Annotated in this window: 27 protein-coding genes; 21 read left to right on the top strand and 6 right to left on the bottom strand. The window is 61.8% G+C overall.

Annotated features, from left to right (window positions below; translation table 11 throughout):
* The first annotated feature begins 347 nt into the window (after positions 1-347).
* The 9 genes from scpB (at position 348) to CAK95_RS23885 (ending at position 9,015) form a co-directional block, all read left to right on the top strand.
* Positions 348-1,004 (top strand): SMC-Scp complex subunit ScpB, encoded by a 657-nt coding sequence (gene scpB / locus CAK95_RS30060; RefSeq protein ID WP_245303900.1) that lies wholly within the window; start codon positions 348-350, stop codon positions 1,002-1,004.
* Positions 1,005-2,117 (top strand): ABC transporter ATP-binding protein, encoded by a 1,113-nt coding sequence (locus CAK95_RS23920; RefSeq protein ID WP_086090190.1) that lies wholly within the window; start codon positions 1,005-1,007, stop codon positions 2,115-2,117. It abuts the gene before it with no gap.
* Positions 2,118-2,193: 76 nt separating this feature from the next.
* On the top strand, positions 2,194-2,436 hold the full coding sequence (locus tag CAK95_RS23915; protein ID WP_086090189.1) for a twin-arginine translocase TatA/TatE family subunit: 243 nt from the start codon (positions 2,194-2,196) through the stop codon (positions 2,434-2,436).
* Between the two features lie 81 nt (positions 2,437-2,517).
* Complete coding sequence (tatB, locus tag CAK95_RS23910) at positions 2,518-3,021, top strand: Sec-independent protein translocase protein TatB (RefSeq protein ID WP_086090188.1); 504 nt, start codon at positions 2,518-2,520, stop codon at positions 3,019-3,021.
* Complete coding sequence (gene tatC, locus CAK95_RS23905) at positions 3,018-3,827, top strand: twin-arginine translocase subunit TatC (protein WP_086090187.1); 810 nt, start codon at positions 3,018-3,020, stop codon at positions 3,825-3,827. Before tatB ends, tatC begins: the two co-directional genes overlap by 4 nt.
* A 448-nt stretch (positions 3,828-4,275) precedes the next feature.
* A complete protein-coding gene (gene serS / locus CAK95_RS23900) occupies positions 4,276-5,556 on the top strand; it encodes a serine--tRNA ligase (RefSeq protein WP_086090186.1) in 1,281 nt (426 codons plus the stop codon).
* Between the two features lie 123 nt (positions 5,557-5,679).
* Positions 5,680-6,444, top strand: coding sequence for a 5'/3'-nucleotidase SurE (gene surE, locus CAK95_RS23895; protein WP_086090185.1), 765 nt, complete (start codon positions 5,680-5,682; stop codon positions 6,442-6,444).
* A 195-nt stretch (positions 6,445-6,639) separates the two neighbouring features.
* On the top strand, positions 6,640-7,287 hold the full coding sequence (locus CAK95_RS23890) for a protein-L-isoaspartate(D-aspartate) O-methyltransferase (RefSeq protein WP_086090184.1): 648 nt from the start codon (positions 6,640-6,642) through the stop codon (positions 7,285-7,287).
* 255 nt (positions 7,288-7,542) lie between these two features.
* Complete coding sequence (locus CAK95_RS23885) at positions 7,543-9,015, top strand: LysM peptidoglycan-binding domain-containing M23 family metallopeptidase (protein ID WP_086090183.1); 1,473 nt, start codon at positions 7,543-7,545, stop codon at positions 9,013-9,015.
* Between the two features lie 110 nt (positions 9,016-9,125).
* Here the strand turns inward: CAK95_RS23885 and CAK95_RS23880 are convergent, their stop codons facing one another.
* Positions 9,126-10,064: an ATP-binding protein gene (locus CAK95_RS23880; protein ID WP_086090182.1), complete on the bottom strand. Its 939-nt coding sequence runs from the start codon at positions 10,062-10,064 to the stop codon at positions 9,126-9,128.
* 200 nt (positions 10,065-10,264) lie between these two features.
* Here CAK95_RS23880 and yajC point away from each other — a divergent pair, with 200 nt between their 5' ends.
* From yajC to CAK95_RS23855, 5 genes are all read left to right on the top strand, one after another.
* Positions 10,265-10,609 carry a preprotein translocase subunit YajC gene (gene yajC, locus CAK95_RS23875; RefSeq protein ID WP_086091628.1) on the top strand — a complete coding sequence of 115 codons (345 nt, stop codon included), beginning with the start codon at positions 10,265-10,267 and terminating at the stop codon, positions 10,607-10,609.
* Between the two features lie 96 nt (positions 10,610-10,705).
* The gene (gene secD, locus CAK95_RS23870; protein ID WP_086090181.1) at positions 10,706-12,310 is read left to right on the top strand and encodes a protein translocase subunit SecD; all 1,605 of its coding nucleotides are present in this window, start codon (positions 10,706-10,708) and stop codon (positions 12,308-12,310) included.
* A 66-nt stretch (positions 12,311-12,376) separates the two neighbouring features.
* Positions 12,377-13,348 (top strand): protein translocase subunit SecF, encoded by a 972-nt coding sequence (gene secF, locus CAK95_RS23865; protein WP_086091627.1) that lies wholly within the window; start codon positions 12,377-12,379, stop codon positions 13,346-13,348.
* Positions 13,349-13,351: 3 nt separating this feature from the next.
* Positions 13,352-13,735: an Mth938-like domain-containing protein gene (locus CAK95_RS23860; RefSeq protein WP_086090180.1), complete on the top strand. Its 384-nt coding sequence runs from the start codon at positions 13,352-13,354 to the stop codon at positions 13,733-13,735.
* Positions 13,736-13,761: 26 nt separating this feature from the next.
* Positions 13,762-14,454: a phytoene/squalene synthase family protein gene (locus tag CAK95_RS23855; RefSeq protein ID WP_086090179.1), complete on the top strand. Its 693-nt coding sequence runs from the start codon at positions 13,762-13,764 to the stop codon at positions 14,452-14,454.
* A 110-nt stretch (positions 14,455-14,564) separates the two neighbouring features.
* On the opposite strand, the gene CAK95_RS23850 is transcribed toward CAK95_RS23855, so the two are convergent.
* The 4 genes from CAK95_RS23850 to CAK95_RS23835 form a co-directional block, all read right to left on the bottom strand.
* Complete coding sequence (locus CAK95_RS23850) at positions 14,565-15,638, bottom strand: AMP-binding enzyme (RefSeq protein WP_086090178.1); 1,074 nt, start codon at positions 15,636-15,638, stop codon at positions 14,565-14,567.
* Between the two features lie 41 nt (positions 15,639-15,679).
* Entirely contained in the window at positions 15,680-17,098 is a 1,419-nt protein-coding gene (gene trmFO, locus CAK95_RS23845) for a methylenetetrahydrofolate--tRNA-(uracil(54)-C(5))-methyltransferase (FADH(2)-oxidizing) TrmFO (protein ID WP_086090177.1), read from the bottom strand.
* Between the two features lie 178 nt (positions 17,099-17,276).
* Complete coding sequence (locus CAK95_RS23840) at positions 17,277-17,438, bottom strand: DUF1127 domain-containing protein (protein WP_086090176.1); 162 nt, start codon at positions 17,436-17,438, stop codon at positions 17,277-17,279.
* A 444-nt stretch (positions 17,439-17,882) separates the two neighbouring features.
* A complete protein-coding gene (locus CAK95_RS23835; RefSeq protein WP_086090175.1) occupies positions 17,883-18,935 on the bottom strand; it encodes a PAS domain-containing protein in 1,053 nt (350 codons plus the stop codon).
* Between the two features lie 170 nt (positions 18,936-19,105).
* Here CAK95_RS23835 and CAK95_RS23830 point away from each other — a divergent pair, with 170 nt between their 5' ends.
* The gene (locus CAK95_RS23830; protein WP_086091626.1) at positions 19,106-19,804 is read left to right on the top strand and encodes a haloacid dehalogenase type II; all 699 of its coding nucleotides are present in this window, start codon (positions 19,106-19,108) and stop codon (positions 19,802-19,804) included.
* 40 nt (positions 19,805-19,844) lie between these two features.
* Here CAK95_RS23830 and CAK95_RS23825 read toward each other — a convergent pair whose 3' ends face one another.
* Positions 19,845-20,834, bottom strand: a complete 990-nt coding sequence (locus CAK95_RS23825; RefSeq protein ID WP_086091625.1) for a zinc-dependent alcohol dehydrogenase family protein — start codon at positions 20,832-20,834, stop codon at positions 19,845-19,847.
* 104 nt (positions 20,835-20,938) lie between these two features.
* Here CAK95_RS23825 and CAK95_RS23820 point away from each other — a divergent pair, with 104 nt between their 5' ends.
* The 6 genes from CAK95_RS23820 (at position 20,939) to CAK95_RS23795 (ending at position 24,982) form a co-directional block, all read left to right on the top strand.
* Positions 20,939-21,838, top strand: coding sequence for a LysR family transcriptional regulator (locus CAK95_RS23820; RefSeq protein WP_086090174.1), 900 nt, complete (start codon positions 20,939-20,941; stop codon positions 21,836-21,838).
* A gap of 244 nt (positions 21,839-22,082) precedes the next feature.
* A complete protein-coding gene (gene gatC / locus CAK95_RS23815) occupies positions 22,083-22,370 on the top strand; it encodes an Asp-tRNA(Asn)/Glu-tRNA(Gln) amidotransferase subunit GatC (RefSeq protein ID WP_086090173.1) in 288 nt (95 codons plus the stop codon).
* A 12-nt stretch (positions 22,371-22,382) separates the two neighbouring features.
* Positions 22,383-22,619, top strand: coding sequence for a hypothetical protein (locus CAK95_RS23810; RefSeq protein WP_086090172.1), 237 nt, complete (start codon positions 22,383-22,385; stop codon positions 22,617-22,619).
* Entirely contained in the window at positions 22,616-24,091 is a 1,476-nt protein-coding gene (gene gatA, locus CAK95_RS23805; protein ID WP_086090171.1) for an Asp-tRNA(Asn)/Glu-tRNA(Gln) amidotransferase subunit GatA, read from the top strand. The genes CAK95_RS23810 and gatA overlap by 4 nt, the downstream gene beginning before the upstream one ends.
* Before the next feature lie 69 nt (positions 24,092-24,160).
* Positions 24,161-24,565 (top strand): DUF7662 domain-containing protein, encoded by a 405-nt coding sequence (locus CAK95_RS23800; protein WP_086090170.1) that lies wholly within the window; start codon positions 24,161-24,163, stop codon positions 24,563-24,565.
* Positions 24,566-24,982, top strand: a complete 417-nt coding sequence (locus CAK95_RS23795) for a type II toxin-antitoxin system VapC family toxin (RefSeq protein ID WP_086090169.1) — start codon at positions 24,566-24,568, stop codon at positions 24,980-24,982.
* The last annotated feature ends 13 nt before the right edge of the window (positions 24,983-24,995 follow it).

Raw genomic sequence — 24,995 nt, 5'->3', positions numbered from 1 at the left:
AGAACGCGCAACCTCATCCGGATGGCGCGCAGGTGTCCGAGGCTGAAGCAGCATCTGAAGAGCAGCCGGAGGTGACCGAAGAGCCGGAGGCTGTTTCGGAAGAGCTGAACGTTGCCGCGGAAGACCATGACACTGAAAGTCAGGACTCTGATGACGAGGGTCCGGAAGACGAAGATGACGACGAGGACGAAGACGACGACGAGGAGGATGACCTCGACGAGGACGAAGATGATGACGAGGAAGAAGCGTCTTCGGAACAATCCGAGTCCGAGACGTTGCAGGCGGCTGACGAGCAGGGGCGTTTAGACGAAGACGAAAACGCGGAGGCCGTTTCCGACGGGCATCAGTTGCCGCAGGGACGTCCCGACGAAATGCGCATCCTCGAGGCGCTGCTGTTCGCGTCCAAGGAGCCGATCGACGAGAAGACGCTGGCGCAGCGGCTGCCGAACGGCGTCAAATTGGAACCGGTGCTCGCGCTGCTGAAAGAGGAATATGCCCATCGCGGCGTCAATCTCGTGCGCGTCAACGGCAAATGGACCTTCCGCACCGCCAGCGATCTCGCCTGGTTGATGACGCGCGAAGCGATACAGCCGCGCAAGCTGTCGCGTGCCGCGGTCGAGACGCTGGCCGTCATCGCCTATCATCAGCCGGTCACGCGCGCCGAGATCGAGGACATCCGTGGCGTCAGCATCTCGAAAGGCACGCTCGACGTGTTGCTCGAAACCGGCTGGATCAAGCCGCGTGGTCGCCGCAAGGTGCCGGGCCGTCCGATCACTTATGGCACGACCGAGGCCTTCATCTCGCATTTCGGCTTGGAGCAACTGGGCGACCTGCCGGGTCTCGACGAATTGAAGGGTTCGGGCATGCTGGAGGGCCATCTGCCGCCGAATTTCTCGGTGCCGATGCCGTCCGACGATCCGGCGTTACGTGACGACGAAGATCCGCTCGAGCCGGGCGACCTCGATTTCGGTCTCGCGCCGCGCGCGGAGAACACCGAGGAATAAATGGCTGCGCGTGCCGCATCGGGCGCCGCGATTGCGCGGATCGAGGCTGGACGAACGCCGGCATCGATCGCCGCGAAGCTGTCGTATGACCACATCACCCATCGTTACGGCGATGTGGTTGCGGTGCGCGACTTTTCGCTGGTGATCGAGCCGGGCGAGATCATCTGCCTGCTCGGCCGCTCCGGTTGCGGCAAGACCACGCTGCTGCGCCTTGCCGCCGGTGTGGAAGAGCCGAGCGAAGGGCGCGTTCTTATCAACGATCAGGATGTGTCGGGTGGCGCGACCTTCCTGCCGCCGGAACGGCGCGGCGTCGGCCTGATGTTTCAGGACTTCGCGCTGTTTCCGCATCTGACCAATCTCGCCAATGTCATGTTCGGATTGAAATTCCTGCCGAAGGCGGAGGCCGAAGGCGAAGCGAGGCGTGCGCTCGCCCGCGTCGGCCTTGAAAAATATGCCGAGGCTTATCCGCATATGCTGTCCGGCGGCGAGCAGCAGCGCGTCGCTCTGGCGCGCGCGGTGGCGCCGCGGCCGAGCGTGCTCTTGATGGACGAGCCGTTTTCCGGGCTCGACCGCAGGCTGCGGGACGAGGTGCGCGAGGACACCCTGAATGTGCTGCGCGACAGCCGCGTCACCTCCGTGATCGTCACCCACGATCCGGAAGAGGCATTGCGGATGGGCGACCGCATCGCGCTGATGAGCGGCGGGCAGCTCGTCCAGGTCGATACGCCGCAGGCGATCTATTTGCAGCCGAAGAATCTGTTTGTCGCGCGTTTCTTCTGTGACCTGAACGAAGTTCCCGGTACCGTCCGGGGCGGCTATGCCGAGACGGCGGTCGGCCGTTTTGCCGCACCGGGCTTGCCGGAGGGCAGTGCCGCCATTGTCGCGATCCGGCCGCAGGCCTTGCGTCTCAAAAATGGCGGCGAAGGCGTGCGCGGCCATATCAAACAACGCAAGTTTCTGGGCCATGTCGATGCGATCGAGGTGGTTGTCGACGGCCTCGATGTTCCACTGGCTGGACGTGTCCTGCGTGACGCCATCCCGCGGATTAACGATGATCTCAGGGTCGAATTCGATCCTGCCGAAGTCCTTGTTTTTGCCGCCACCGAAGCCTAGTTTCTCACCGAAGTACCGAGGGTCCGGTGCAGCTCGCCGCATTCAGGCCGGGCGCGCCCTCTAAAGGATTGGCGTTATGGGTTCACTCAGCATCTGGCACTGGCTCGTCGTTGTCGTCGTGGTGCTTCTCCTGTTCGGGCGTGGCAAGATTTCCGAGCTGATGGGCGACATGGCGCAGGGCATCAAAGCCTTCAAGAAAGGCATGTCCGAGGACGACGTGAAGGCCGAGACCAAGCCCGATCAGATGAAAACCATCGACAATGCCGGTGGCATGAAAACGCGGGCCGAGACGGAAAAGAAAGTCGAAGGCAGCGTTTAACGGAAATTGCGCCGCTTGACGCTCGCGGTGATGGAGGGGCGCCGACCTTGGGGTGGGGCGCCCCTTGGAGTTTGAAGGTCCATGTTCGATCTTAGCTGGAGCGAGTTGATCCTGATCGGCGTCGTCGCACTGATCGCCATCGGGCCGAAGGAATTGCCTGGTGTTCTGCGCGCGCTTGGTCATTGGATGGGCAAGATCCGGCGTATGGCCGGCGATTTTCAGGACCAGTTCCGCGAGGCGATGCGCGAGGCGGAAGTCGCCGACCTGAAGCGGCAATTCGACGAAGCCAGCGCCAAGGCGACCGCTGGGTTTACCAATCCGCTTGAAAGCGCTCAGAAAGAAGTTGAGAAGGCGTTCGGAACCGAGCCGTCTGCGAGCGATCCTTCTTCATCCACCGTCGCAACACCTGAATCCACTGTTACAACGACCGATCCCGGCGCGATCGAGCCGTCGGCCAGCGCACCGATCGCCGAACCGCCGCCGTCGGTCGTGCCAGAGCCGGAAACAGCCGGCGCGCCGATGGACATCAAGCCGGCGGACGTCGCCTCGAACGAGATCAAGCCGGGCGGGAGCGGGGCCGCATGAGCAACCGCCCGCCGGAAGATGAAGACGAGATCGAGCAGAGCAAAGCGCCGTTGCTCGATCATCTGATTGAATTGCGTTCGCGCCTGATCAAGGCGCTGATCGCCTTCGCAATCTGCTTCGTCCTCTGCTTCGCCTTCGCCAAGCAGATCTACAATATCCTGGTCTGGCCGTTCGTCTGGGTCGCGGGTGTCGAGAATTCCAAATTCATCTACACGGCGCTGCTGGAATACTTCCTGACGCAACTGAAGCTCGCCATGTTCGGCGCCGCCTTCCTGGCGTTTCCGGTGATCGCGGCGCAGATCTATATGTTCGTCGCGCCGGGCCTTTATCGCAACGAGCGCAAAGCCTTCGTTCCGTATCTCGTTGCGACCCCGATCTTCTTCGTGCTGGGCTCGCTGGTCGTTTACTTCGTCGTCATGCCGCTCCTGGTGCGCTTCTCGCTCGGCATGCAGCAGACCGGGGTGGAGGGGCAGGCCGATATCGCGCTGTTGCCCAAGGTCGGCGAATATCTGTCGCTGATGATGGCGCTGGTCTTCGCGTTCGGCGCCGCCTTTCAGTTGCCGGTGATCCTGACGCTGCTGGCACGGATCGGCATCGTCACCTCCGAGCAGCTCCGCACCAAGCGCCGCTATTTCATCGTCGGCGCCTTCGTTCTGGCCGCGGTGCTGACGCCGCCGGACGTGATCAGTCAGCTCTCGCTCGCGATCCCGCTGATGCTGCTCTACGAGGGCGCGATCTGGTCGGCCAAGATGGTCGAGCCGAAAGCGCCGCCGGTCGCGACGCCAGCGACGGACGTGGCCGAATAACTATCCCCGCGGCTCTGAGCGCACTTAAAATCCTCCCCATCGATCCCGGCGGCTTTCATGAGGCGGCCGGGATGGTGGAGCGCCGGAAGGCGCTGGGCCCAGCGTCATTGGCCCGCCAAGGGTGTCTCGCAAACACCCGGGCGCCATCGCAAGTCGGGTTTACCCGACTTGCGCACGATTCATGGCTGATCTCGGTAAGCCCGAGATCAGCGGCGCTCCATTCCTGCTGCGGCAGGGAGAGGAAAACAGGGCTGGCGGACCCCCGCCATTCAAATAACAGGGCCTGCGGAGCGTTGGCTAACGTCATGAATCGGTGTTACGCCGCTTTCTCTTTTCCACCGTCATGCCCGGCCTTGTGCCGGGCATCCACGTCTTCCTTCTTTGAGGGAAACAAGACGTGGATGGCCGGGCCAGGCCGGGGAGTGACGAATCAAGGTATCGATCTGCCATGCACGACATCAAATGGATCCGCGACAACCCCGAGGCCTTCGATCGCGCGCTGAAGCGCCGCGGGCTGGCCGGCGAAGCGCAGCGGCTGATTGACCTCGACGAAAAGCGCCGTGCCGCCATCACCGCCTTCGAGCAGGCGCAGGCGCGCCGCAATGCCGCATCGAAAGATATTGGCGAGGCCAAGAAGGCCAAGGACGAGGCGCGCGCCAATGCGCTGATGGCCGAAGTCAACGATCTCAAGACAAAACTGGCGGAGCTTGAACAGGCGTCGAAAGACGCTGATGTGATGCTTCAGGATAGTCTCGCGACCATCCCCAATCTCCCGCTCGACGAAGTGCCGGACGGCGCCGACGAGCACGGCAATGTCGAGCATCATAAATTCGGAGCCAAACGCGACTACGACTTCACGCCGAAGCAGCATTTCGAACTCGGCGAAGCGCTCGGCATGATGGACTTTGAACTCGCGGCCAAATTGTCCGGCGCCCGCTTCGTGGTTCTGAAGGGCGCACTGGCGCGGATGGAGCGCGCGCTCGGCCAGTTCATGCTCGACACGCACACGACCGATCACGGCTATATCGAAGTCAATCCGCCGATCCTGGTCCGAGACGATGCGATGTTCGGCACGGCGCAATTGCCGAAGTTTCGTGAGGATCAGTTTCGCGCCGGCGAGGATTTCTGGCTCATCCCGACCGCCGAAGTGCCGCTGACCAATCTCGTGCGCGAAGCCATCACCGACGAAGCGCAACTGCCGATGCGGCTCACGGCCTGCACGCCATGCTTCCGTGCCGAGGCGGGCGCCGCCGGCAAGGACACGCGCGGCATGATCCGTCAGCATCAATTCACCAAGGTCGAACTGGTCTCGATCACCACGCCCGAACAGGCGATGGACGAGCATGAGCGCATGCTGGCCTCGGCCGAGGAAGTGCTGCGCCGGCTTGGTTTGCATTATCGTGTCGTCACGCTCTGCACCGGCGACATGGGCTTTGCCTCGCAGAAGACCTACGACATCGAGGTCTGGCTGCCGGGTCAGAACATGTATCGCGAAATCTCAAGCTGCTCGGTCTGCGGCGATTTCCAGGCGCGCCGCATGAATGCGCGCTATCGGCCGAAGGGCGGTAACCCGCGCTTTGTGCATACGCTGAACGGCTCGGGCGTCGCCGTCGGCCGCGCTCTGATTGCGGTGATGGAAACCTATCAGCAGGCCGATGGTTCGATCGCAGTGCCCGACGCGTTGCAGCCCTATATGGGCGGGTTGAAAGTGATCGAGAAGAAGCAATGAGCAGGGCGTCCGGTATTTCGTCATGCCCGGCCTTGTGCCGGGCGTCCCGCTTAGGGACGCAGGTTGCCCGCCTAATCGGGATGGCCAGGTCAAGCCCGGCCATGACGACGGAGAAAATGTAACGTGAGAATCCTTGTCACCAACGACGACGGCATCCACGCGCCGGGCTTGAAAGTCTGCGAGGACATCGCCAGCAAACTGTCCGAGGATGTCTGGGTGGTGGCGCCGGAAACCGACAATTCCGGCGTCTCGCATTCGCTGTCGCTGAACGATCCGCTGCGTCTGCGCGAGATCAGCGAGCGGCATTTCGCGGTGAAGGGCACGCCGACCGATTGCGTGATCATGGCGGTGCGTCACATCATCAGTGAGCATAGGCCGGACCTCATTCTGTCAGGCGTCAATCGCGGCTCGAATGTTGCCGAAGACGTCGGATATTCCGGCACGGTCGCCGGCGCGATGGAAGGCACGGTGCTGAATATCCCGTCGATCGCGCTGTCGCAGGCCTATGGTCCCGGCAATCGCGATAATCCGCCATGGGAGACAGGCCGGCATTTTGGTCCCGATCTGGTGAAGCAGATCCTGTCCGCCGGCATCCCGAAGGGCTCGCTGGTCAACGTGAATTTTCCCGATTGCCATGTCGAGGCGGTGCAGGGCGTCTCGGTGACCGCGCAGGGCAAACGCGATCAGGAACTATTGCGCATCGAGCCGCGTTTTGATGGCCGCAGCAACCCGTATTACTGGATCGCCTTCGCGCGCAAAGGCAAGCCGACACCGGTGGACGGCACCGACCTGTCGGCGCTCGCGGCCAACCGGATTTCGGTGACGCCGCTGCGCCTCGATCTCACCGATCAGGCGTATATGACCAAGCTGGCCGAGGCATTTGATTAAAAGCGCCGCGATTAAAGCACGATAGCTTTTCCGTTCGCCCCCGCGCCCCGCCTTTGCTCGCTTCGGCGGGTTCGAGTCCGCCGCAGCGCAGAGCGCGAGGTCGGAAAGCGGGGGACCCTGTTCTGAAAGATCTGGATTCCCGCTTGCGCTGGAATGAACGGGGATGGATCTTGCTCGCTCAACCCGTGACGACCGATGGCTCCGAACAAACATCTCGACCGGATGGAATTCATGCTGACGCTGCGGCGTCGCGGCATCACCGATCCGGCGGTCTTGCGCGCCATGGAAGAGGTGCCGCGCGAGATGTTCGTGCCCGACAATCTCAAGCCGCAGGCTTATGAAGACCATGCGCTGCCGATCGACTGCGGACAGACGATCAGCCAGCCTTATGTCGTTGCCTACATGACCGAATTGCTGGAGCTGCAGACGCGCCATCGCGTGCTCGAGATCGGTACCGGCTCGGGCTATCAGGCCGCGGTGATTTCGCGGATCGCGGCAATGGTGGTGTCGATCGAACGTTATCGCACGCTGGCCGAACGCGCCCGCAAGATCTTCGACATGATCGGCTACACCAATATTGAAGTGATCACCGGCGATGGCTTTGAAGGCGCCCCGCAGCGTGCGCCGTTCGACCGCATCATCGTCACCGCTGCGGCCGAGACGATCCCCGACAATCTCGTCGATCAGCTTGGGGAAGACGGTATCCTGGTTCTGCCGCTCGGCCCGCGCAACGGTCCGCAGGACATCGTGCGGCTGCGCAAGACTGCGGAGGGCATCAAGCGCGAGGACCTGATCGCGGTGCGCTTCGTGCCGTTGCTGCCGGGGCAGGCGAAAGAGCTTTGAAAAGGAATTGTAAACCTCGATTGCGTGTCGCACCTAGATCACGATGACTTTGGATCGAAGCGATCCAACTCATATACGTGATCGATTCTAATACCTTAGAGCAGGAGGCCGTCCGAAAACCGCTTCGCACTTTTCGGCATCCTGCTCTGGCCGCGGTCATTAAGGTTTACGAGCCGCCCACGATTAAGGCGCTATTTACTCCGCAGGTGTTAACTCACTTTTGGTCTTGTGGCGTGTGTGAGTGAGTTGTAACCGATGCGTTTTGCTGAGCCCCTTCGCTCGCCTTCCGTATCCCGTGTGGTTGTTTGTGCGCTCGCCTTGGCGACCGCCGGCTGCAGCGGCGATGCCAATCGTTTCGATCAACAGTCTTTCTCCAATCCGTTCTCGTCGTCGCGCGGACCGGAGAGCACTGGATCTGTGCCGCAATACCAGCGGCCCGCACCGAACTATGTCGAGCGCCAGCCGCTCGGTCAGCCGCAATATCAGGCGCAGCCGCAGTACCAGCCTCAGCCTCAATATCAGCAGCCTCAATATCAGCAGCCGGCGCCGCAATACCAGCCGCCGTATCAGCAATCCCATTATCAGCAACCGGCTCCGCCGCCGCCTGCCGCACGTCAGGACGTGACCGGCTCGGTGTCGCGTCCGGCGCCGCGCCCCGTTGTGGCGCAGCCGCAGACGTCGAAGAACTGGGACTGGAATGGCGGCACGCCGGTGACGGTCCGCAAGGGCGAGACCATCCAGACGTTTTCGCGCCGCTACGGAGTGCCGGCATTGGCGATCGCCGAAGCCAACGGCATGTCAACCGGAACGCCGATCTATCCCGGCCAGCGCCTGGTCATTCCGAAATACGGCAATGGCAACTCACAGGTCGCAGCCGCTGCGCCGCATCCGGCGGCTCAGCCGCAACCGGCTGCGTCCGCTCCGCTTGTGACCGGCAGCGTACGCACGCCATCGGCGCCGGCCGGGCAGGGGAAAGTGCATACGGTCGGCCCCGGCGAAACGATGTACAGCATTGGCCGCCGCTACAAGGTGAGCCCGGTCGCGATCGCCAAAGCGAACAGTTTGCCGCCGCATCACATGGTCAAGATGGGTGAGCGCCTGACGATTCCGGGCGTAGGTGGTTCGCGCACGGCGACAGCGATGGCGCAGCCTGCGCCTGTTGCCGCTGCGGCGCCCCGAACCACGCAGCCGGTCGCAGCGGCGCCGCAGCGCGTGGCATCCGCTCCGCAGCCGCGCGTTGCCGAGACCCAGCCGGTCACGAATACGGCGCGCGTCATCACGCCGGCGAAAGACAATCCGGTTGACGACAGCAAGGCGGACGCGACCGAGACTGGCTCGACCTCAGCCTCCGGCGGTTTCCGCTGGCCGGCGCGTGGCCGCGTCATTGCCGGCTTCGGTCCGAAGCCGACCGGCCAGCAGAATGACGGCATCAATCTCGCTGTGCCGGAAGGCACGCCGATCAAGGCGTCGGAAGACGGTGTGGTTGCTTATGCCGGCAACGAACTGAAGGGTTACGGCAATCTCGTGCTGGTGCGCCATTCGAACGGCTATGTCACCGCTTACGCGCATGCAAGCGAGCTTAATGTGAAGCGCGGCGAGACGGTGAAGCGCGGGCAGGTGATCGGCAAGTCAGGTCAGACCGGCAACGTCACATCGCCGCAACTGCATTTCGAGATCCGCAAGGGTGCCACACCCGTCGATCCAATGCAGCATCTGGCGTCGAACTGATCTCTGATTTGCAATTTATTGAATTCAGTTCCCTTCGTCCCCGCGAAAGCGGGGACCCAGAACTTTATGCGCTGGATTCCCGCTTTCGCGGGAATGAACGGAGACAGCTATCACGCGAGCCGGATACCCTGCCGACCCGCCAGATCCTGAATGAACTGCCAGGCCACGCGGCCGGAGCGTGAGCCGCGTGTGGTCGCCCATTCCAGCGCATCGCGGCGCAAGTCTTCGGCATCGACCGGAATCTTGAAGTGCTTCACATAGCCGTCGATCATCGCCAGGAATTCGTCCTGGCTGCATTTGTGGAAGCCAAGCCACAGGCCGAAGCGGTCTGACAGCGACACCTTCTCTTCCACCGCTTCGCCCGGGTTGATCGCAGTCGAGCGTTCGTTGTCGATCATGTCGCGTGCCATGAGGTGGCGGCGGTTCGAGGTGGCATAGAGGATCACATTGTCCGGCCGGCCTTCGATGCCGCCTTCGAGTACCGCCTTCAGCGACTTGTAGGACGTGTCTTCGCCATCGAATGACAGGTCGTCGCAGAAGACGATGAAGCGATAGGGCGCCGGTCGCAGCAATGTCATCAAGGCAGGCAGGCTCTCGATGTCCTCGCGATGGATTTCGATCAGCTTCAGGATGCCGGTCTTTTTCGATGCCGCATTCACATTGGCATGGGCGGCCTTGACCAGCGACGACTTGCCCATGCCGCGCGCGCCCCAGAGCAGCGCGTTGTTGGCCGGCAGGCCATCGGCGAATCGCTCGGTGTTCTCGATCAGCGTGTCGCGGACCCGGTCGATGCCCTTGAGCAGGGCCATCTCGACGCGATTGACACGCGGCACCGGGGTAAGGGTGCCGTCGGCCTGCCAGACGAAGGCATCGGCGGCCTTGAAATCCACGCGCGCCGTCGATTGGGGCGATAGCCGCTCGAGCGCTTCGGCGATGCGATCGAGCGTTTGCGGGTTGAGGGTGGTTTGGGGCAGTGGCTTTTGGGAACCGGAGGTCTGGCGGGCCGGGCGCTTGGCGGAGCGTTTGGCGGTCTTTCTGGGTTTGCGCATGCGGCGGCGCGTCCTCTTGATGAGCGGCGGTGCACCCCATAGCCCCGACAAAAAAGGCCTGCAAGGCCAGTGATTTGTCCTGCGCCGGCGGCGTCCTGGCTGCGTCCGCCCGCGACATTGCAATTGGGGCGGGCGCCGCTATAGTCCGCGCCGTTTTCGGGCGCGGTGTTCGCGCCGGACCCCTCAAAGAGGCCCGTTCGATGCTCATTACGCCCGCCTATGCGCAGGCCGCCGGTGGCGACAGCTCCATGCTGGTATCGCTGCTTCCGTTCGTCCTGATCTTCGTCATCATGTACTTCCTGATCCTGCGTCCGCAGCAGAAGCGCGTGAAGCAGCACCAGGAGATGGTGAAGAATGTTCGCCGTGGCGATACGGTTGTCACATCGGGCGGTCTGATCGGCAAGGTGACCAAGGTGATCGACGATGACCAGCTCGAAATCGAGCTGGCGGACGGCGTGAAAGTGCGGCAGGTGCGCCAGATGGTCAGCGACGTTCGCGCCAAGGGCGAGCCGGTGAAGGGCGAGCCGGCCAAGACCGAAAGCTAATCTCAGCGGGGCGCGCCGGGCTGAATTGTTGACAATGCGATACTAAATTATCGAGTTGTCGAAGCTCCGGACTATTCGCGATAACGGGTTAAACCCATGCTTTATATTTCCCGCTGGAAGATGCTGGCGATTCTCGCGACGACGCTGATCATTTGCTCGTTCGCGATTCCGAATTTCTTCCCGCAGAGCGTTGTCGATAGCTGGCCGAAATGGGCCCAGCGCCACATCGTGCTGGGTCTCGATCTGCAGGGCGGTTCGCACATCCTGCTCGAAGTCGATTCGAACGCGGTTCGTCAGGAGAAGGTCAACGCGCTCCGCGACGACGTCCGCCGTGTCATTCGCGAGAATAAGTTGTCGCCGGCCAACGTGACGGTGAAGGGCAACTCGGTCGAGGTCCGCATTCGCGAGGGCGCCGACACCAAGTTGGCTTATCAAAAGCTGCAGGAATTGTCGCAACCGCTCGGCGGCCTGTTGCAGGCAACCGGTCAGCGCAGCGTCGATGTCGTCGATGTCGGCAATGGGGTTTTCCGTCTGACCGTGACCGAGCCGGCGCTGCTCGAACGCATCCGGCAATCGGTCGACCAGTCGATTCAGATCATCGAGCGCCGGGTCAACGAACTCGGCACGGTGGAGCCATCGATCCAGCGCCAGGGTGTGGACCGCATTCTGGTTCAGGTGCCGGGTCTGCAGGACCCGCAGCGTCTGAAAGAATTGCTCGGAAAGACAGCCAAGCTGACATTCCGCATGGTCGATATGACCACGACGCCAGAGCAGGCGCTGCAGGGCCGGGTGCCGCCGGATTCGGAATTGCTGTACGGCTCCGCCTCTGAAAACAAGCAGCCCTATGTCATTGAAAAGCAGGTGGTCGTTTCCGGCGAAGACCTGGTTGACGCTCAGCCTGGTTTTGATCAGCGCACCAGCGAGCCGATCGTTTCGTTCCGCTTCAACAGCAATGGTGCGCGCCGCTTCGCGCAAGCCACTCAGGAAAATGTCGGCCGCCCATTCGCCATTGTGCTCGATAACGAGGTGATTTCCGCACCCGTGATCCGCGAGCCGATCATCGGCGGCTCCGGTCAGATTTCCGGCAACTTCACGGTGCAGTCGGCCAACGACTTGGCGATTCTTCTGCGGGCGGGCGCGCTGCCGGCGCCGCTGACCATCATCGAAGAGCGGACCGTGGGAGCTGGTCTTGGTCAGGATTCGATCGACAAGGGTATCCGCGCCGCCTGGATAGGCTCGCTGGCGGTCATCATCTTCATGTTCGCGACTTACGGATTATTCGGGTTGTTCGCGAATATCGCCGTGGCGATCAACGTGGCGATGATCTTCGGCATCCTGTCGCTGCTGAACGCCACGCTGACGCTGCCGGGCATTGCCGGTATCGTGCTGACCGTCGGCATCGCGGTGGATTCGAACGTGCTGATTTACGAGCGCATCCGCGAAGAGGTGCGGGCGGGGCGCTCGGCGCTCAATGCCATCGATGCCGGGTTCCAGCGCGCTTTGGCGACCATTCTGGACTCCAATATCACGACCTTCATCGCGGCCGCCGTGCTGTTCTATATCGGCACCGGCCCGGTGCGCGGCTTTGCCGTGACACTCGGCATTGGCATTCTCACGACGGTCTTCACTGCTTTCACCTTCACGCGCCTCCTCGTGGCGCTGTGGGTGCGCTGGTTCCGGCCGCGCACTGTCCCGATCTGATCGAGTAGGTCCTCCGTGCATATACCGCTTCTCCGCATAGTCCCGGACGACACCAAGTTCGATTTCATGCGCTTCCGGCGCATCAGCTTTCCTGTGTCGGCACTGCTGTCGATCGCGGCGATGCTGCTGTTCTTCTTCAACGGGCTGAATTTCGGCGTCGACTTTGTCGGCGGTACGTTGATGGAGATCCAGTCGAAGTCCGGACCGGCCGACCTCGCGCGCCTTCGCTCGAACATGGGCGCGCTCAATCTCGGCGAAGTCCAGTTGCAGCAATTCGGTAGTCCGACCGACGTCCTCATCCGCATTCCACAACAGCCCGGCGGCGAAGTTGCGCAGCAGCAGGCGGCTCAAAAGGTGCGGAATGCGCTCGGCGATGGCTTCGAGATCCGCCGGACGGAAGTGGTCGGCCCCCGCGTTTCGACCGAACTCCTGGCTTATGGCATGATCGGACTGCTGCTCGCGGTCTGCGCCATCTTTGTCTATCTCTGGTTCCGGTTCGAATGGCAGTTCGCCCTCGGCGCGATGATCGCCAACGTGCACGATCTCGTGCTGACCATCGGCTTCATGTCGCTGACCCAGATTGATTTCGATCTGACCAGCATTGCGGCTTTGCTGACGATTCTCGGCTATTCGCTCAACGACACCGTCGTCATCTATGACCGCATCCGCGAGATGCTGCGCCGCTATAAGAAGATGCCGATCGCGGACCTTCTCAACATCTCGGTCAACTCGACACTGTCACGCTCGGTCATCACCCACGTCACCGTCACGCTGGCCTTGCTGGCGCTGTTCTTCTTCGGCGGCAATGCGATCCATTCCTTCACCGCGACGATGCTGTTCGGCGTGGTGCTGGTCGGCACCTATACGTCGATCTTCATTGCCGCTCCGATCCTGATCTATCTCGGCGTCGGTCTTGGCCGTCAGGAAGCCGACGAGCCGGCACCGGCAAAGTTCGTGCCCGAGGTTGCGAGCAAGGCTGCGCCCAAGACACCCGCCAAGGCGTCCGGCGCGGCAAAGCCGGCAGCAGCCAAGCGCTAGATCCTGGTATCGCCGTCACCAGCACCGCACTTTCCGCGTCCGGCGCCGGTCGAGTCCTACGGCAAGGGCGGTTTCCGCTTCGCCGGCATGTCGCATCGCGGCTCACTGCTGTTTCTGCCGAGCGGCATCTGGGCCTGGCCGGTGACGGAAGCCGAGGGCATTACGGCCGAAACACTTGCGCCCGTCATTGCCGAGGCCGATGCCATCGGTATTCTGTTGATCGGCACCGGGCGCACGCGCTGGTCCTTGCCGGTCGAACTAATGCAGCTCTTCGCCACGCACAGGATTTCCGCAGAGACCAGCCAGACCGGTCAGGCCGCCAACACCTATAATATTCTGCTCGAAGAAGGCCGAAGAGTTGCCGCAGCGTTGATCGCGGTGGACTGACGTCACACGCTGCGTATTGTGCGCGCATGTCGGACGCCGCCCAACATTGCGAAGCCCTGGTCCGGGAAGCCGACAAGGATCGGTTTCTTGCGACGCTTTTTGCGCCCGCTGCAACAAGGCCGGACCTGTTCGCGCTCTATGCCTTCGATATCGAGACCGCGGCTGTCGCCCATCGTGTGCGCGAACCGCTTGCCGGCGAGATCAGGCTGCAATGGTGGTCAGACGCGATCACGGGCAAGGCCGATTCGGCAGGCCATCCGGTCGCTGAGGCCTTCCTTGCGATGGTGACGCGCCATGTCATTCCCGTCGCGCTTGCGCTCGGCGTGATCGAGGGGCGGCAGCGCGCCTTGTATCCGGACTGGAATCCGGGCGAAGCGGAATTCGAATTGCTGGCGTCGGAGACGCTGGGTGCGATCTATCAGGCTGCTGCGCATATCCTTGCCGGCGCGCCGACGGAGGCCACCAAACTGGCCTGTCATCATGCGGGCGTCGCTACAACGGCAGCGCAAATGTCATCGAGCGAAATACCATTCGACCTCATGCTGGTGGCAAGACATCATCTCGATGCGGTCAAGGCCTTGATCACATCGTTGCCGGACGCGGTTCTGCCCGCCTTCCTGCCGCTCGCGCTCATCGCGCATGACCGTGCGCAGCTTCCGCAATGGCGCAAGCAATGGGTCCTATGGCGCGCGTCGAGGAATTTGAGTGCCTGGCTGTGAGCTTCGTTACTCAGTGCCCCGCCATCTGCTCATTCCCGCGAAAGCGGGAATCGCGTGACACCTGGGTCCCCGCCTTCGCAGCGACGAGCGGAGATAATGCTGCTTCGGGATTAAAACGCGAACCGGTCGCGCAGGTTCTGGCGGCCGGCGACGATCCGCGCCACCACTTCCTTTTCGGTTTCGCTGGCGAGTAACGGATCGATCAGATCGATCTGGTTCATCGCCACAAGCTGCAGGATGTCGGTGCGGACATCGCCATTGCGGTTTCGCGGCAGATGATCGACCACCTGCAGCCGTTCCGGTGCGGCCGCGCTGTCGGTGCTCTCGCCCAGGAAACTCAACAGCTCGCTTTCGGCGATCTTCTCGCCTTCGACATAGGCATAGAGACCGGTGCCGGTGCGGCGATCGGGGAAGGCCACGATCACCGCATCGCGCACACCCGGATGCTGCTTCAGCCGCGCCACCAGCTTCGGCGCATCGTTGACGAAGCGCGGCCCCGAACCTTCGCGGTCGGTGAAATTCAGCATGCCGCGCGTGATCCAGTAGTAGACCTTCTTGCCCGTCGCCATCCAGATGCGGGTCGGCAATGTCTTGCGCGACAGGATCCGCTTCTCGATCGCGGTCAGCGCCTCTGGCGCATAGCGGCGCTTGTGCTTGAGCATGTGCCGCAGGTCTTCGTAGGCGGCGAGGCGGAATAGAGCGGTCCGCCGCGCGAACCGTGTGGCGAGCTGGAAGTCGGTGAGGGAGGCATAACCGGTCGGCGTGCGCAGCCAGTTCTGTTCCTTGGCGAGGTCGTTGTGCGTCACGCATTCGCGGTGCAGCGCGCGCAAGGCCCGCCGGGCCGATCGGAAGTAATTCGCATCGCCCTCCGGCTTGGCGATATGCATCGGCAGGCCGTCGATCCAGCCGCGCACAAGCGTCCGTCTGCCGAGGAACAACAGCGGCGGTGCGATGCCGAGACTGCCGGCAACGGCCAGCGCGCGCGCCTCGCGTTTGAGGAAATGGCGGGCGATGACCGCACTCCACCACGGAACGAGATCGATCCGGCGCATGACGGCTTCGATCTCGCCGTCCGGCGTCGTGAAGGTGCCGCGCTCGACGGTCGAAAACACGTCCTGCTTCAGGATCAGGCGGCTGCGGAAGCGTCCGGCGAGCTCGGCGGGTATGGTGTCGCGGTCATTCATGGTGATTGGTGCCGCGCTTCTAGCTTGCGCCGCGGAAAATGTCATTCGGCTGCAATAAGACTTGAGGCGCCGATCCAGCCATCGAGATCGGCAAGGGCGCGGGCGGACAGAGCTCGCTTCTTGGCGACGGTTTTGGCCGGTCCTCGCAGACGCTGGCCGTTTTCATCCTTCGTCGGAACCTGGGTCAGCGGCGGGAACAGCCCGAAATTGATGTTCATGGGCTGGAACGAGCGCGGACCGGCATCGATGGTTTCGATATGGCCGCCGGTAATATGACCCAGCAGCGATCCAAGCGCCGTCGTCGCCGGAGGAAACGATGGCGACGTACCGAGGCGTTCAGCGGCCGCAAAGCGCCCGGCGAGCAGGCCGATCGCGGCGGATTCGACATAACCCTCGCAGCCGGTGATCTGTCCGGCGAAGCGTAATCGCGGCAAGGCGCGCAGCCGCAGGCTGTCATCGAGAAGCTGAGGCGAGTTCAGGTAGGTATTGCGATGCAGTCCGCCGAGCCGCGCAAATTCGGCGTTCTCAAGACCTGGAATAGTCCGGAAGATCCGGATCTGTTCCGCATGCTTCAGCTTGGTCTGAAAGCCGACGATATTATAAAGCGTTCCCAAGCGGTTATCCTGCCGAAGCTGAATGATCGCATAAGGCTTTTCATGCGGCTTGTGAGCATTGGTGAGGCCTACCGGCTTCATCGGGCCGTGCCGCAAGGTCTCCCGGCCGCGCTTGGCCATCACTTCGATCGGGAGACAGCCGTCGAAATAGGGCGTCGATGCTTCCCATTCATGGAACGACACCGTGTCGGCGGCGAGCAGCGCATCGACGAAGGTGTCATACTGCGCCCGGTCGAGAGGGCAATTGATGTAGTCGGCGCCCGAGCCGCCAGGGCCGACCTTATCGTAGCGCGACTGGAGCCAGGCCGCCGACATATCGATCGATTCCCGGTGCACGATCGGCGCGATAGCGTCGAAGAAGGCGAGTGCGGATTCGCCGCTGACGGTCCGGATCGCGTCGGACAGGGCCGGCGAGGTGAGCGGACCGGTGGCGATGATGACATTGTCCCATGCCTCGGGCGGCAGGCCGCCGACTTCGCCGCGGTCGATCGTGACCAGCGGATGATCCGCAAGGGCGCGGGTCACGGCGGCTGAAAACTCAACCCGATCCACCGCCAGAGCGCCGCCGGCCGGGACCTGATTGGCATCGGCCGCGCGCATGATCAGCGAGCCGAGCCGGCGCATCTCCTCATGCAGCAGGCCGACCGCATTGGTTTCGCGGTCGTCGGACCGGAAGGAATTGGAGCAGACGAGCTCCGCCAGGGCGTCGGTGTGATGTGCGGCCGTCGATTGCGTCGGCCGCATCTCATGGAGAATGACCGGCACGCCGCGCGCGGCAATCTGCCAAGCCGCTTCGGAGCCGGCGAGGCCGCCGCCGACAATATGGACCGGACTTTTGGAGTTCATCCCGGATAGCTAGGCGAAGCGGCGGCCGGGAGCAATCGGCGAGAGCGGCCTGAAGCCGCAGCTTGTATAAACCGCCCCTAACCCTTGCGGTTTGGCTTGCAGGCCCCCGCCAAAAAACACAGCGCCCAGTCCGACGGACTGGGCGCTTGCGAGATTTATTGGCTGTACCCGATTTCAATCAGGCAGAGCGTTCGGCATTTTCCCAAGCGATACGCGGAATGTCCGAGCGGCTGATGCCGATATCGGCGAGTTCGCGGTCACCAAGGCGGGACAGTTCCTGAAGGCTGGAACCGTAGGCGCGCCACTGGCGCAGGAACCGGAAGAAGTGAGCGATAAGCATAGTGGTCGTCCCTTTCGAAGATCTGATTCTGATATCCAAAATAGGGATTCATGGTGCGCTGCAAAAGTTTCTATGTTGCGGTGCAGCTATGCAGTTCCTGCATGTGGAAGGTCATAATCCGTTAAACTTTGAAGCAAATTGAACCAAATAAAGGCATGATGCCACCAAATCGCACGCCGACGGCACCACGAATATGCATAGATGTGGCTGGGAGGGCGTCAGGCCGCGCTGCGCTGCAAATGCCGCGCCCTCGCTGGCCTGTCGAGAATCCCGAAAGATGATCGGCCCCTTATTCGGGCTGATTTCTCACAGTCTGCGGACATTGAGGGACGACGTTCTTGATCGACGTGTACGACCTGTCCTTCCGGCCATCCGATGATACCAGCCTCGATCACCAGCGGCGCGCGACAGAGAAGCGGCGCAACGAGGGAATTTCCATTAGTTTTACTTCGGCCTTACGCCGGGCTTTCCGGTCGGCGGAAACAGGAATTCCACGCCTGCGCCTTCGAGGGCCGTGCGGATGGGCCCCAGCGACTCTTCGGTTGAGGTCGGAGCCTCGTTCGATTCTTCAAGGCGCCGGATCGTCGAACTCGAGACACGCGCGGCCTCCGACAATTCACGCACCGACCAATTGACGATACCGCGCGCCGCGCGGATCTGCGCGCCCGTTAGCACCGATTGTTCGACGTCTGTCGTGGTGGCAGACCACACTTTGCTGTCATGGATATCCGACGAGAGGCCAACCCATTCACGGACAGCGCCTGTCTCCAGCATGATCGGCGCCGCGCGCGACAGCATCCAGCGATAGGAGCCGTCCGGCTGGACGAACTGGTGTTCGATGGAATAGTCGCGTTTGCTTTCGACCGCTTCGGTCCAGGCTTGTAATGTGCGCTCGCGATCGTCTGGATGAATGAGATTGATCCAGTTTGTACCAAGGAACGGCGCGGGGTTTTCTCCGCGCAGCTCACGCCAGTTGCGGATGTCCAGCAGATTGCCATCGGCATCGGCAGTCCAGACAAAGGCGTTGGTGGCGACGACAAGGGCGCGAAAGCGGGAATCGGCGGCGTCCTTGGCAAGGGCGATCTCGCGCTGTTGCGTGACGTCGATCAGAATACCGAATGCGCGCACCGGCGTGCCGGTCTTGTCGAGATGCACTTCAGAGCGGTTGGCAAGCCAACGCAGCTTTCCGTTCGGCTGGATGATGCGCAGCTCTCGATCGAGCGGCAGTCCCTCGCTGACGATGCGGTCGAATTCGCCGGCAGAGCGGCGGTCGTCAGGGTGCATCAATCCGGCGATCGCTGCATAGGAAGGCTCGACACTTCCAGGCTTCACGCCCAGCAACTCATAAAAGCCATCCGACCACGCCATTTTGCGGGTGGTAAAGTCCAGGCTCCAAATTCCGGCACACGCCTTTTCTTCGAGAAAACGGAGTGTTTCCGCGCCGGATTCTCCTTCGAAAAGCAGCATCTGACCCTCCATCGTGAGGGGAATTGCCATAGAAAAATTTCCGGTCCAGCTACTCTAGCACATCAAAAATTGCTGGCAACACCTGCATGCAACACAAAATTGTGGCTTCATGACAGCAGATTAGAAACGCTCGAAAATTGAAGCATCGAGTATGACAAAATGCAAAACCTTTATGTGAAATGAGGACGATAGCGCCAATGATGGAGATCCGGTCACTGTTCTTTGATGTCTTCGGCACGGTCGTCGATTGGCGCGGCGGGATTGCCCGGGAGGCGAAAGCTCTGCTGGCTCCGCTGGGTTACGACCTCGACTGGTTTGCCTTTGCCGATGCCTGGCGCAGCGAATACCAGCCGGGAATGGAGGAGGTGCGGGCGGGGCGTATCCCTTTCAGCAAGCTTGACGTGCTGCACTGGCACAATCTCGATCGCATTCGCCCGCGCTTTGGCTTGCAGGGTTTGAGCGAGGAGAATTGCCGCAGACTCAATCTCGCCTGGCATCGCCTCGACGGCTGGACGGATTCCGCAGAAGGATTGCGCCGGCTTCGCACCAGGTTTTGGCTTGCGCCGGTCTCGAATGGCAATATCTCGCTGATGGTCGATCTCGCGCGCCGCAACGACTTCGCATGGGACGCGATCCTCGGCGCCGAAGTCGCTGGCGATTATAAACCCAAGCCCGAGGTTTATAACGCCGCCTGCGCCGCCTTCGATCTGCCGCCGGAGCAATGCATGATGGTGGCAGCGCATAGTTCGGATCTTGCCGCAGCTGCCGCGCTCGGATTGCGAACCGCCCATATCGCGCGGCCCAATGAATACGGGCCGGGGAAGGGCGAGTCTGGTCCCAGCGTCCCGGTCGATTTCGCCGCCGCGGATCTCGTCGATCTGGCAAGACAGATTGTTTAGGTGGTGTTCGGTACGCTTCGGAGCTGAGCTCGCAGTCCCGTCAGATCGTCACGACAATCTTCCCGAATTGTTCGTTCGATTCCAGAAAGCGATGCGCTTCGACGATCTCGTTGAAGGGAAAGATTTTGCAGATGACCGGCTGAAGCGAACCCGACGTCAGCCCGTCGAGGATGAATGCCTTGGCAATCTCCAGCCGTGTTGGATCGGCGATGATCTCGTGGACGAGATAACCGCGCAGCGTCAGGCTTTTGCTCAGCACGGTGAATAGCGGGAAGGGCGTCGGCTCCGGGCTCAAGCCGCCATATTCGAGGAGAATGCCGCCGCGTGACATTGCGGTCGTGAGCGGTTCGAAGATCGGGCCGCCAATCGGATCGAACACAACGCGTATGCCGTCCTGACCAGCAATATTCTTCAGGCGGGCTTCCAGATTGTCTTCCGCTGAAGCGATGACATGGGTGGCGCCGGCCTCACGCAACGCTTTCGTCTTGGCAGAGGTCCGCGTCACGGCAATCGTGGTTGCGCCGACGATATTGGCAATCTGGATTGCGGCGAGTCCGACGCTGCTTGATACGGCAGTGATAACGACGAAGTCTTTGCGGCGGAGTTTGGCAATGTCGATCAATGCGCCATAGGCGGTGAGGTATTGCATCCAAACTGCTGCGGCCGTTTCGAAGCTGAGCGATGGCGGATGCTTGACGACAAGCGCGGCAGGAAATGTTGCAAGCTCACCATAGGCGGGCCAGCGCACCATCGATAGCGGCGGCACGATGCTGACGGCGTCACCGGGCACGAAACCGTCCACGCCTTCGCCGACGGTCTCGACGATACCCGCTGCCTCGAGGCCAAGACCGGAGGGCAATGGCGGCGTCTCGATATAAGTGCCCGACCGGAGCGACGCTTCGGCCCTGTTGAGGCCTAACGCCTTGACGCGGATCTGAACATCACCCCGACCGGGCCTCGGAACGTCGATAGTCTCGATGCGCAGAACCTCGGGACCGCCATGCTCATGAAAGCGAACTACCCGCACCATCTGGCCATAACTCCAAAATAATTGAATTGAATGACCTGTGGCATCGGGGATTTTGTAGATAAATAGCGCCATAGGAAGAACAGCAGAAACCAGATGTTTTGAATATGGATCGTCTGACGAGCATGGCGGTATTCGTTAAAGCCATCGACCTGGGCTCGTTCGCCGCTGCTGGAGCCGCGCTTGATCTGTCCGGACCGATGGTCGGCAAGCATGTCCGGTTTCTGGAGGAGCGTCTGGGCATGCGCCTCATCAACCGCACCACGCGACGCCAGAGCCTGACGGATTTCGGTCGCGCCTATTACGAACGCTGCCGGTTGGTGCTCGCCGAAGCCGACGCTGCGGATGCACTTGCAGCCGATCAATTGTCGGAACCATGCGGAAGGTTGCGCGTCACCGCGCCGGTGCACTTCGGCCGGCGCTGTGTCGCTCCCGTCTTGCTGGCGCTCGTGCAGCAATATCCCAAGCTGGAACTTGATCTGTCGCTGAACGATCGCTTTGCCGACTTGATGGACGATGACTACGACCTTGCCATCCGGACCGGCGAGCTTGAGGGTAAAGCCGGAATCATCGCGCGGCGCGTCGCGCGCCAGCGCATGATCGTCTGCGCATCGCCGTCCTATATCGAGAGGCACGGGGCGCCACGACAGATAAAGGAGATCGGCAATCACACCGCGATCATCTACCGCCGGTCGGGCCGTATTCGCCCGTGGCTGTTTCCGCGCGATGACCAGCCTCCGGTGGAGGTCACGCCAGCCAGCCGGTTGCGACTCGACGACCTCGATGCCATCGCCGACGCCGCGACCATCGGCATGGGGCTTGCGTGGCTTCCAAGCTGGCTGGTTCGTGAGCGCATTCAGGCCGGCACGCTTGTACAGCTCATGCCGGAGCAGCCGGAATTTCCTTACGATGCCTATGCGCTGTGGTTGCAGACACCACACTTGCCGCTGAAGGTCCGTCTTGCCGTCGATGCGCTGGCGGCTGCATTGCCCAAATTCATGGCCTGAAATGCATGATCGCGTGGGCAGACGGCTCGCGGGGTTGCTCGTCGCCCGCGGGATTTCGGGCCGGAAACGATCCGGCATGGTATAGGGCGGCCCGTCCGGCTCTTGGGATGGCGGTGGCCATCATGTTCCCGTTGGGCCGGACCGGAGCGTCCGGGCCTGGTAACCTGAAACTGCGCAGCCGGTCCGTTGCTTGCGCAAACCGGCCTCTGCTATAGCGACGCCGTACACATATATTGGAGCCAGCATGTCCGTCGATGCGGCGACCGTCCGCCGAATTGCCCATCTGTCCCGGATCGCTGTCGCCGACAGCGAGGTCGAGCATCTGCGCGGCGAACTGAACGCGATCCTCGCCTTCGTAGAGCAGCTTTCCGAGGTCGATGTGGAGGGTGTCGAGCCGATGACGTCGGTGACGCCGATGGTGATGAAGAAGCGCGAGGACAAGGTGACCGACGGCGGCATCGTCGCAGACATCTTGCGCAATGCGCCGGCCTCGGAAGGCTCCTATTTCGTCGTGCCCAAAGTGGTCGAGTGAGGGCGAAACATCATGTGCCTCGCCTGTGAAGAAGCCGATATGTACTACAAGTGGCAGCTGATCCAGCAGATCGCCAGGGGCGAAATGCCGGACGGCCATTCGGAGGACGATCTGCGCGCGCTCGGCCTGCCGCTCCCCGGCGAGATCGAGGTGGTGGAAGAGCCCGACGGCACCAAGGTCGTCCGCCAGAAAGCGCCGCCTGCCAAAAAATCCACTGCCGACTTTGCCTGCGATAGTCCAACCGAATGACCGAACTCACCAAACTGACGATCGCTGCGGCCCGTGACGGACTTGCCAGGAAAGACTTCAGCGCCACCGAACTGACGAATGCGCATATCGAAGCGGTCGAGAAGGCGCGCGCGTTGAATGCCTATGTGCTGGAAACGCCGGAGCATGCACGCGAGCGCGCCAAAGCCTCAGACGCCAAGATCGCATCGGGCGATGCGGGTCCGCTCGAAGGCATTCCGATCGGCGTGAAGGATCTGTTCTGCACCCGCGACCTGCGGACCACCGCCTGCTCGAAGATCCTCGGCAATTTCGTTCCGCCTTATGAATCGACGGTGACGTCGCAGCTCTGGCGCGATGGCGCGGTGATGCTCGGCAAGACCAACAACGACGAATTCGCGATGGGCTCGTCGAACGAAACCTCGGCCTTCGGCGCGGTGGTCTCGCCCTGGCGGCGGAACGGTTCGAACACGCCGCTGGTGCCGGGTGGCTCCTCCGGCGGTTCGGCGGCTGCGGTCGCGGCGCGGCTGTGTCTCGGGGCGACCGGCACCGATACCGGTGGTTCGATCCGCCAGCCGGCCGCCTTCACTGGCATCGTCGGCATCAAGCCGACTTATGGCCGCTGCTCGCGCTGGGGCGTTGTGGCGTTCGCATCCTCGCTCGATCAGGCCGGACCGTTCACGCGCACGGTGCGCGATAACGCGATCCTTCTCCGCTCGATGGCCGGTCACGATCCCAAGGACACAACGAGTGTCGATCGGCCGGTGCCCGACTACGAAAAGGCGATCGGCAAATCGGTGAAGGGCATGAAGATCGGCATTCCGAAGGAGTACCGGATCGACGGCATGCCGCCGGAAATCGAAAAGCTGTGGCACCAGGGCGCCGAGTGGCTGAAGAAGGCCGGCGCCGAAATGGTCGACATTTCGCTGCCGCATACGAAATACGCGCTGCCGGCTTATTATATTGTCGCGCCGGCGGAAGCTTCGTCCAATCTCGCCCGCTATGACGGCGTGCGCTACGGCTTGCGCGAGAATGGCCGCGACGTGACCGGCATGTATGAAGCCACCCGCGCCGCCGGGTTCGGTGACGAAGTGCGCCGCCGCGTGATGATCGGCACTTACGTTCTCTCGGCCGGCTATTACGACGCCTATTATCTGCGGGCGCAGAAGGTCCGCACGCTGATCAAGAGGGACTTCGAGGATGTGTTCTCAGCGGGCGTTGATGCGATCCTGACGCCGGCAACGCCATCGGCGGCTTTCGGCGTCGGCGAGAAAAGCGGTGCCGATCCGATCGAGATGTATCTGAACGACGTATTCACCGTGACGGTGAACATGGCGGGGCTGCCGGGCATCGCGGTGCCGGCCGGTCTGTCGGAGGATGGCTTGCCGCTCGGTCTGCAATTGATCGGACGGCCGTTCGACGAAGAGACCTTGTTCTCGCTTGGCGAAGTGATCGAGCAGGCGGCCGGATCCTATTCGGCGGAGGCGTGGTGGTAACCCCACCTGTCTTGACGAGCATAGTAACAATAGTTACTTTGTAACTATTGAGTTGGCCGGAGACCGGCAATGGGAAAGTACGAGCCTTTAGCCGCCTTCCTGAAAAAGCAGGGCATGGCCGAAGTACGGATGACCTTCGATCAGATCGAACGTCTGATCGGAGGAAAATTGCCAGCCAGCGCGACCGAGCATCGCGCGTGGTGGAGCAACAATCCGTCAAACAGCGTCATCACGCGGGCGTGGTTGGACGCAGGCTATCGCACGGAAGACGTCGATATGGTCAGTCGGAAGTTGGTTTTTCGGAAGGCCACGCGCGCGCATGACCGCATGCTCAAGGACGCCGATATCATGAAAAGGCCGGCTATCTCTCCGCGTCATCCTTTGTACGGGTCAATGAAGGGATTGGTGACACTTGCGCCGGGCGTCGATCTGACGGAGCCAGCCGATCCCGATTGGGGCAAAGCGTACGATTAAATGTCATCGCCCCTTTTGCTCGATACCTGTGCCGCCATTTTTATCGCGGAAGGCGAGACGTTATCAAAGCCAGCCCGACAAGCACTGGAGATGGCCTTCGATGATGCCGTGCCGGTTTGGATTTCGCCGATTTCGGCTTGGGAAATCGGTCTGCTTGTTGCTCGGGGACGTTTGAGATTGCAGATCGCTCCACAAGTCTGGTTTCGACGGCTTCGAGACGATCTGAACTTCCTGCTCGCGGATATGCCGCCGGACGTTTTGATTGCTTCATCAGATCTTCCGGAATCCACGCTCCGGGATCCCGCCGATCGCATCATCGTCGCGACGGCACGGGAATATGGCTACCGGATCGTGACGCGAGACAATCCAATCCTGCAATATGCAGCGAATGGACATGTTCAGGCTCTCGGGTGCTAAGTGGTCCACCACA

Source organism: Pseudorhodoplanes sinuspersici (genome assembly GCF_002119765.1).
Taxonomy (GTDB): domain Bacteria; phylum Pseudomonadota; class Alphaproteobacteria; order Rhizobiales; family Xanthobacteraceae; genus Pseudorhodoplanes; species Pseudorhodoplanes sinuspersici.
The sequence above is the reverse complement of the archived record's forward strand: the minus strand, read 5'-3'. Positions and strand labels throughout refer to the sequence as shown.